General features: G+C 36.1%; 6 protein-coding genes. 4 read left to right on the top strand and 2 right to left on the bottom strand.

Annotation, left to right across the window (positions count from 1 at the left end; translation table 11 throughout):
- Positions 1 to 113: 113 nt before the first annotated feature.
- The gene (locus ACKI2P_RS01035) at positions 114 to 1,418 is read left to right on the top strand and encodes a hypothetical protein (protein ID WP_407374393.1); all 1,305 of its coding nucleotides are present in this window, start codon (positions 114 to 116) and stop codon (positions 1,416 to 1,418) included.
- Between the two features lie 36 nt (positions 1,419 to 1,454).
- On the opposite strand, the gene ACKI2P_RS01030 is transcribed toward ACKI2P_RS01035, so the two are convergent.
- Positions 1,455 to 2,054 carry a hypothetical protein gene (locus tag ACKI2P_RS01030; protein ID WP_407374392.1) on the bottom strand — a complete coding sequence of 200 codons (600 nt, stop codon included), beginning with the start codon at positions 2,052 to 2,054 and terminating at the stop codon, positions 1,455 to 1,457.
- 75 nt (positions 2,055 to 2,129) lie between these two features.
- On the opposite strand from ACKI2P_RS01030, the gene ACKI2P_RS01025 reads away from it, so the two are divergent.
- Entirely contained in the window at positions 2,130 to 2,762 is a 633-nt protein-coding gene (locus tag ACKI2P_RS01025) for a zinc ribbon domain-containing protein (RefSeq protein WP_407374391.1), read from the top strand.
- Positions 2,763 to 2,775: 13 nt separating this feature from the next.
- Positions 2,776 to 3,735 (top strand): zinc-ribbon domain-containing protein, encoded by a 960-nt coding sequence (locus tag ACKI2P_RS01020; protein ID WP_407374390.1) that lies wholly within the window; start codon positions 2,776 to 2,778, stop codon positions 3,733 to 3,735.
- A 178-nt stretch (positions 3,736 to 3,913) separates the two neighbouring features.
- Here the strand turns inward: ACKI2P_RS01020 and ACKI2P_RS01015 are convergent, their stop codons facing one another.
- Positions 3,914 to 8,143: a TIR domain-containing protein gene (locus ACKI2P_RS01015; protein WP_407374389.1), complete on the bottom strand. Its 4,230-nt coding sequence runs from the start codon at positions 8,141 to 8,143 to the stop codon at positions 3,914 to 3,916.
- A 77-nt stretch (positions 8,144 to 8,220) separates the two neighbouring features.
- Here ACKI2P_RS01015 and ACKI2P_RS01010 point away from each other — a divergent pair, with 77 nt between their 5' ends.
- A complete protein-coding gene (locus tag ACKI2P_RS01010; RefSeq protein ID WP_407374388.1) occupies positions 8,221 to 8,370 on the top strand; it encodes a hypothetical protein in 150 nt (49 codons plus the stop codon).
- Positions 8,371 to 8,472: the final 102 nt, after the last annotated feature.

The raw sequence follows: 8,472 nt of genomic DNA, 5'->3' as shown, positions 1-8,472 counted from the left end.
AATTTTTTAAGTACTCCCTACAATTAATTGTATAATATAAACCTAATTTAGAAATTATTATATTATGAATTAAACACAAATATATATCAACAATTAATCAGAGGGGTTAAAAAATGAAAGAAATAATATTGCCATTAATTTTGATAATGTCAATTTTATTATCTGTGGGGATAGTATCTGCTAGTGAAAATGCTACAATTGATAGCGACACACTAACAGTTAAGGAAGATAATAATATTGCAATTGAAAACGAAGCTGCAAACAATCAAGAAATCATTGCTGAAGGCCAAATAATTACATCAGACAATTCAATTACGGAAAATGAAGAAGAACAGGACGATACCAAAGTAACAATTATGGCAGGTTCCTTAAAAAAGGATAAAATTAAAGTAAGTATAAAAGACCACTATGGAGACTATGCATTTGTTGACTATATAAAATATAAGATTGACAACAAAGCAACTAAAACAATTGATTGTATTTCAAATGATGAATACCTGGAAACATACACATATTCTATCCCATGTAATAATCTGGAATCAGGAACCCATAAAATAAAAATATATATTGCTGATTCCTTTTACACTGCAGATCCAATAGAGATAACCGTGAAAATTACAAAAGAGAATGCAAAAGTAAAGGCATCCAAATACACTACAACTGGGAAATATGTGATTTTAAAAGCTACAGTTACAAGCAATGGCAAAAAGGTAAATGAAGGTAAAGTTAAATTTAAAATTAAAGGTAAAACATACACAGTTAAAGTTAAAAAAGGTGTTGCAACTAAAAAACTTAAGATTAATAACGGATACCATTACTATAAAGCAACATTTACATCACCACACCATAATACCAAATCCAGCAGCAATTATGCAATCAAAGGAAACAAATACTATACTTTAAAAACTCAAGGACTTAACGGCAAAACATATACCATAAAAATTCCATTTAAGAAATATTTAAAACTAATAAATGCCAAAAGAAATGGAGATTACACAACTATAAAAGTTAAAACTGGTAAAAAGGAAAAATTTGTCAGTTCCAAAGATATTTATAAAACTAAAACAGTTTATAAATGGAAAAAAATCAAAGTTTTAGATTATGAATCCTTTTGGGACTATGGAACTTCTTACTCTTATAGTATGGCCAAATATTATAATGCCGGTTGGACATATGTTGGAGGAATGGATAAAACTTTCAGTGATGGATATGAGCATTACAGTATCTTTAAAAAGAAAGTAAAAACCACTGAAAAAGTATATGTTGGTTATAAAAATATCTATAGCAGTAAATCATACCCTCTCAGATTTTACGCAGGAATAAATGAAAATGGCAAATTATATTGCCGTTGGGACATTCCTCGTGAAAGCCAACTTAAAGCTAATCTCATAATTCCACATTGGAAAGGAAAATTATAGGTACTTTAAGTACCTATTTTTTATTTTTATCCAAAATTATACCATCACAGGTTCACCACGTTCCCATTTATCTCTTAGCTCACGAACTTTAGAATAACTGTTTCCAACCTCTTGAGGGTGCTCACCATCAGGGTCAACTATGATTCCATCATCATTATAATAGACATTCACTTCCTCATCGTAATGAAGTCCTCCGGATGAACTGCTTGATTCACTTGATTGCTGGACAACCTGCTGCTCAACAACTTCCTCTTCAACTTTAATATTTTTGGAAGTGGCGTTTGAGGTAAAATTGTCATTTCCGGAAAATGTTGCATTGACCGTGTACTCTCCGGCACCCACATCCATCACTACACTAACCTCACCCTCTGAAGTTGTAATTACAGATTCATTTAAGATAACGCTGCCGTTTTTGTCTGTGACGACAACATTCACTGCCTCATCAGGTATTGGAATCTTGTTCAAATCTGTGAGCTTGATTGCTACCTCATCACCAGGATGCAAAGTTTTATTGGCGGTAATAACTAGTTTGCAGTCCTCTTTAGAATCAAATGGTGATAAAAACATCACACCAATCGCCACTACAAGAACTGCAATTACGATTAAAAGAATTATTATTATATTTTTATTTTCCATATTATCTCCTTAATACAATATTGTGTATAAAATAATATAAATTATTAACTCTAACAGTAATACAGAGGGGAAAGTATGGTAAAATATTGCGAAAACTGTGGCCACGAGCTGGATGAAGAGGTCAAATTCTGTCCGGAATGCGGTACAGAAAACGGACCTATCAAAAGAAAATGTCCGAACTGCGGCGCAACTGTTGAGGGAGCGGTTAATTTCTGTGATGAGTGCGGGTGCGATATGAACTCGCCTGTAAAAACTGAAAAAACAAACTATCTGGAAAAATATAGAATCCCGATACTCATAGTTGCAATAATTGCAATCATCATTGTCACTTTTGCGGCGGCATCGTTTTTCTCAGACATTGCTGTTGGAAGCAAAAACATTGAGATTGACAAATTCCGCTTTTCAATACCTGCCAACTTCAACCAGACTTCCGAAAGCATTGGCGAAGAGGACTATGGAGGCACTTCACAGTTTTACAGAAACGGTGATGAGACAATCCAGTTCTGGATTCAGGATGTTGAAAGTACCGCTCGGGGAAACAGCATCATGAGTGATCTGGGCGGTGAAAGAGTGGACAGGTATGGCCATACCGGATATTTCCAGAAATTTACAGACGGAACCTACGTATATTCCTTTGTTGATGGAAATAAGATTTGCCATATATTCGCATCTCACGATTATCTCTATGATAAAATCGAATTGTTATAAAAAGGGGGAGAAAATGAATTGTCCGAAATGCGGTGAGCCCAACAGCGACGATGCAAAGTTCTGCAAGAGCTGTGGGGAAATTCTTAAAAACGATAATGTAAATCCAATGCCTGTAAAAAAGGGCATGGATAAAAACAAGATGATAATTATAGCGCTGATTGCAGTGGTTGCAATACTGGCGGTCGGCGTCATGTATGCTGGAGGAGTGTTTAAAACAGAAATTCCTCTTGAAAAACAGGATTTTGAAATATTTACAATGGATGTTCCTGTAGGATCCCACTATGTTGAAACCGATTCCATGCCTAACTACGGATTTGGAGGTTTTGTGATTCTTTCAAATGACGGAGAATACTCCAAGGAAGCCAGGGTGATAATGATTTCAAACGTTGCCGGTTCCTCCCATCCTCCGCAGGTCAGCCTGTACGGAAGTGACGGTGACATCAAGATTTACAAGGACAACCAGGGAAGGGACGGATACTATATCGAAAGACAGATTGACGGCTATGAATTTTCACTGATGGGAAATGACATGGAAACAATGGTCAAGATGCTTAAAACAATCGAAATTACCGATTCAAACGAGCTTGCTTCACAAAGTTCAACTTCAGGCAGTTCCACACAGTCAAGCGCTCCGGCATCCTCAACACCTTCCTCAATAAGCATCCTTGGCGGAAGCTTTTCAACAGGAAGCGGCGATGCGGACAAGACCTATGCAAGAATCAATGTGGGAACAGCCCATGCAGGCGAGGACGTCATCGTTCAGATTTTCTATTCAAGGGACGGAAACAGCCTCAACAACGGGAACATGGTGCCGGCTACCGTGCACTCAGACGGTTATCTGGAGATTGCTTCAGCCGATGCATACAAATATTATCCGGACTACGCTACAATCAACATCTATGATTCAAACAGCAAGCTTCTGACAACTCAAAGCGTGTCATTAAGTCCGTCTGCAGGTACTCAAACATTCTAGAGTACCTCTCTTTTCTTTTTTAATGCAATCATGCGCAAATTTTAAAAAAAATCAATGTTTGTTTTTGTGAGAATTTCATTGGAATTGGGGAAAATATTGCTTAGCCTCTAAAATATATCCTCCAAAGAAAATAAATTAAAACACGACGTTGGCGTTAATGTGAAATCCTGAAATAAAGTCATTTGACATCATCAGGAATATTTTGACTGAATTTGGTGTTTATCACTCTCACTGTAGAATTGCCCTCCTTATAAATTCCACCGCCCCATCTTTCGGCCACATTTTCCTCTAGATTGCAGTCAACAAGTAGCATATTCCCCTCATTATTTATTGCTCCACCATCCCTTTGTGAAATATTGGATTTGAAATGACATTCATTTAAAATGATTTCACCATCATAATTATCCAGTGCCCCGCCGTCACTTTCCGCACGGTTTGATTTAAACACACAGCACTTCATGCGAGCATCAGAGTCTGATTCCACGGAGACGGCACCACCATAGTCTGCAGAATTTTGGATGAAACTGCAGTTTTCCAAATCAGCCTTGCCTTTACAAATCAAAGCACCACCCTCAACTTCTGCAGTATTTTTTACTAATTTTGAGTTTTGAATTTTAAGGACGCCTTTGCTGTGTATCGCCCCGCCGGCATTTGATGAATTATATTCAAATACTGATTCATCTATTAGAATATTGCCCTCAGGTTCATTGTATATTAATCCTCCTTTTGCCTGCGAATCATTGTTTGTGAAAATGCATTTGGAAATTTCACATGTACAGCGATTTGTTATTAGAGAATGCTTTTTAGAGAAATTGTTCGAAATATATGAGTCGATAAGTGTCAGATGGGCTTTTTCATTCACCTCAATCAAATGGGATGGCGAAAGTATTCTGTTATTCAGGAATTTGGCATTTTTGAAGATAGCTTCACCGTTTATTTTAAATAAAGCATCATTAAGAACATATGCATTTTTGAATGCGATGTTTTTGAATGTGACTTTAGCGTTAATGATGAAATTGAAATTGGCGCCGTTGAAGTCTATGGTGTGGCCACCTCCATCGATTTCACATTCGTCATTGATAGTGATGTCTTTCAATCGAAAACCGGACTCAAGAAGCACATCATTTTCCAGCGATATTTTATTTGAATTTAGCTTTTCTGCAAGATAGTCCATTGATTTGAAATTGCCTGTTTCATCACGGTTAACCTCTCCTGTATTATAGATGATTTCATCAAAATCCGCGGGAATTTCTTCAATTGTAATGAAATTCGCATTAAGTATAGGTTGGGTTATGTCTGAGGTATTTTTATCCGTTTTAATGTTATTTTCAAGATGCATTTCATGTCTGTTGTATACTGCTCCTGCCATTTTGGATGAGTTTTCGCCATACCTGTCGTATGCTATATGGGCAACACCATTGTTAAGTATCGCACCACCCCACATCTTGGATAAATTGCCCAGAAACATGTTGTTTTTTGATGTTATCACTCCATTGTTCAGTATTGCTCCGGCATCATCATTGGATACATTGGAAATGAAACTGCAGTTTTCAATTACTACATCACTGCCTTTTATGTTTCTTATTGCCCCTCCGCCGGAAGTATGCATGTCAAACCTGTTTTCACAGAACCCATTTTTAAAAGTGATGTTTTTGAGAGTGACATTTTTTGCGGATATGTTGAATATTCTTGTCCGGTTTTTCCCGTTGATTGTTTTGTTAGCGCCGTCAATTGTCAGGCCGTCCACGTCAATATCTATACCTCCTTCAAAAAAATCCTGCTCATAGTTTTCCAGATTGATGTCCTCAGGAAGCATGATTACTGATTTTCTGTCCCGTGCTGCATTTTGAATCAGATTGTTAAGAAAGCCGAAATCATATTTAACCTCATCCGGAATCTCAAATCGCTCAATGTATCCTTCAGCGCCGTTCACTATTATTTTTAGGATTTCACTTTCGGATAATTTCCTGGCAAAAATGCATTTTTCATTCAATATTTCTGCATTGACACCTTTAAATTTAACATCTGATAAATTTAATTCATTTTTATTTAAAACTAGGATATCTGATGTGTTATCCTGAAAAATTAAATTATCCATACTTAATTTTCCATTGTTCACCATCAGCTGTCCGTTTACTTCATTTCCAATTATTTTTCCACCGGAAAACGACAATTCGGAATTTTCATCATTGAATATGAGCCCGCCATTATCCAGATGATTATCTCTGAAAAGGCAGTCAACCAAATTCAATTTCGACTTATTGTAGATAACCCGACCAGAATTGTTTAAAAATTGTGAATTGACAGCCTTAAAATCAGTATAAAAGCATCTGCATCCGCCTCCCTTATTTCCAGTGAAAATTGTATCGACGCAATTTATACTTGAATTTTCCGAGTAAATGGCTCCGCCATCATATTTTGTTTCATTATCTTCAAATCTGCAGCCATTCAGATTGACAATGCCATCCTTAATAGCTACCGCACTGCAAAAATCTGACGAATTATCTTTAAACACACAATTAATGATATCCGAACGATTGTCTTGAATAATCAGTGCTCCGGTATGGTTTTTCGAATGATTATATGAAAAGCTGCAATCCATTAAAAGACAGTCGGAAAGACATCCCACTGCTCCGGCAAATTCAGCAGAATTATATTCAAAAATACACTCTCTGCATGTCAGCTCACCTTCCACTTGAATAACCGCACCGCCATCTTCTTTGGAAGTATTGACTTTGAATGTGCAACCCTTTAAGAGGGTTTTGCTAAAACTGGCCAATGCACCGCCAAATTTCAATGTGGAATTGTAGTTAAACTCACAGTTAACTACAGTTAAATTTCCTTTTTCATGATAAATTGAACCCCCAGCCTCATTTGAAGTGTTTGAAATGAAACGGCAATTAACCAGTGCCAAATCCCCTTTATTATATATTGCTCCGCCATAGTCCTCTGAAAATCCATTCTTAAAAACCATGTTTTTAATTGTGACATTGTTTGCAGTGACATTGAATATCCGGGATTTGCCTCTGGATGTGACAATATGATTGTTCCCGTCGATTACAATATTATCCACATCCAATTCAATAGCCTCATCCAAAATAATATCTGAATCCAGAACTATATCTTTAGCACCGCTGTGAATTAAATCATTGAAATATTTGAATGAATAGACATCATTATCTGCATGCTGCATTTCCTTTAAAATTCCTCCCATCACCTCTTCAAAATCCATGTCGCAGGCATCAAACCATTTTGCATCCTCAAGCAAATTGGAAAAATCATCATCTGCAAAAGAACTGTCCGAACGAAGAGCAATTATGTCTTTTGACATCTCAAAAGCAGTATGCAATTCGTTTTTAACAAATCTGCTGTTTTGGGCATTCTCGGAAAATATCAAAACGAGACATCTGGCCGATTCAATAGCACTTTTAATCTGATCGTGAAAACTTACATCAGCTTTGAGGTTTCGGGGAGCAATCCAGCATTTGAAATCCTTGGATTCCAATTCATGACATACTTTGTCTGCAAAATCCTTATCCTTAGTAGAATAGGAAATAAATGCATCAAATTTATAATCAGAATCAGAAACATTATTTTTTTGAAAAATTTCGATTAAAACATCCAATAACATCGAATAATACTCATTTTCTGATTTTCCGGAAGTTTCAACCCATTTAAAGTTTTTAAAATAAAATTCCAAATTTTCAGGAATCTCTTCATCAACCTTCAACATTACACAGGGTTTGTTGGAATCGACTGCGATAGTGATTTCATCACCTACCGATTCACAGCCATATGCATTACCTGAACCGACCAGGACAAAAGCGTCAGCATCATTTATTGAATTTCTAATAAGGTTTGAGTTAACTTCAATATCATCCGGAGCAGTCAAACATCCGATTCCAAGAGGTTCCAGTACACGGCGGATGGCATTCATATAATCATTATCCTCAGGAGAATGTGAAATGAAAATCTTAAAATCAGCAGGAATAACAAAAGCATGCTTCCAAGCATTAATTCTTTTTAAAACGAATGATACATACGTAACAAGTTCAAAATAGTAGTCATTTTCGGATTTTCCAGAAATATCAATAGTGTGCATCCTATCCTTATAATATTTATCAGGGACATGCTCATCAACACTTAACATCACTATGGGCTTGTTGAAATCAAGTGCAATGCCCATTTCAACACTTACAAATTCAGAATCAAAAGCATGCCTTGATCCTATTAAAACTACTGCCTTGGCATCCTTTATGGCCTTGCCGAATTGGTCATCCAAATTCTCATCTGTATAAATATGTCTGGGAGCAACCCAACATTCAATGCCGTTCTGCTCGAGAACATGATATGCCCTAAAGGCAAAATCCCCATCATCCTTAGAAAAACAGATATAAACCTCATGCATTGCCAACACCTGATTAATATTAATTATGAAGATACTCTTAATTAAAGTTATTTTTAAAGCAAAAACTTTAGCCGAGCATGAAAAAAGAAATCCTAATCTTTAGGGTATTTTTCCACATTGCTGCAGCATTCAAAAATGGAGCGGATGTATGTTTCACTATAGTTCAATTGATTAGCGACAGTGAAAGTATTTATCAAAAATATTGCAAGAATACCATGACCTCTTAGGTCATGGATGAATTGCACAAAAAATTACTTATCAAATGCTCTCTGAAGAACTTTAAATACCAATGAAATCTAAACTAATAAATGACAAAGTTAATCAAAACT

This window comes from Methanobrevibacter sp. (assembly GCF_045541095.1).
GTDB lineage: Archaea > Methanobacteriota > Methanobacteria > Methanobacteriales > Methanobacteriaceae > Methanocatella.
The sequence above is the reverse complement of the archived record's forward strand: the minus strand, read 5'-3'. Positions and strand labels throughout refer to the sequence as shown.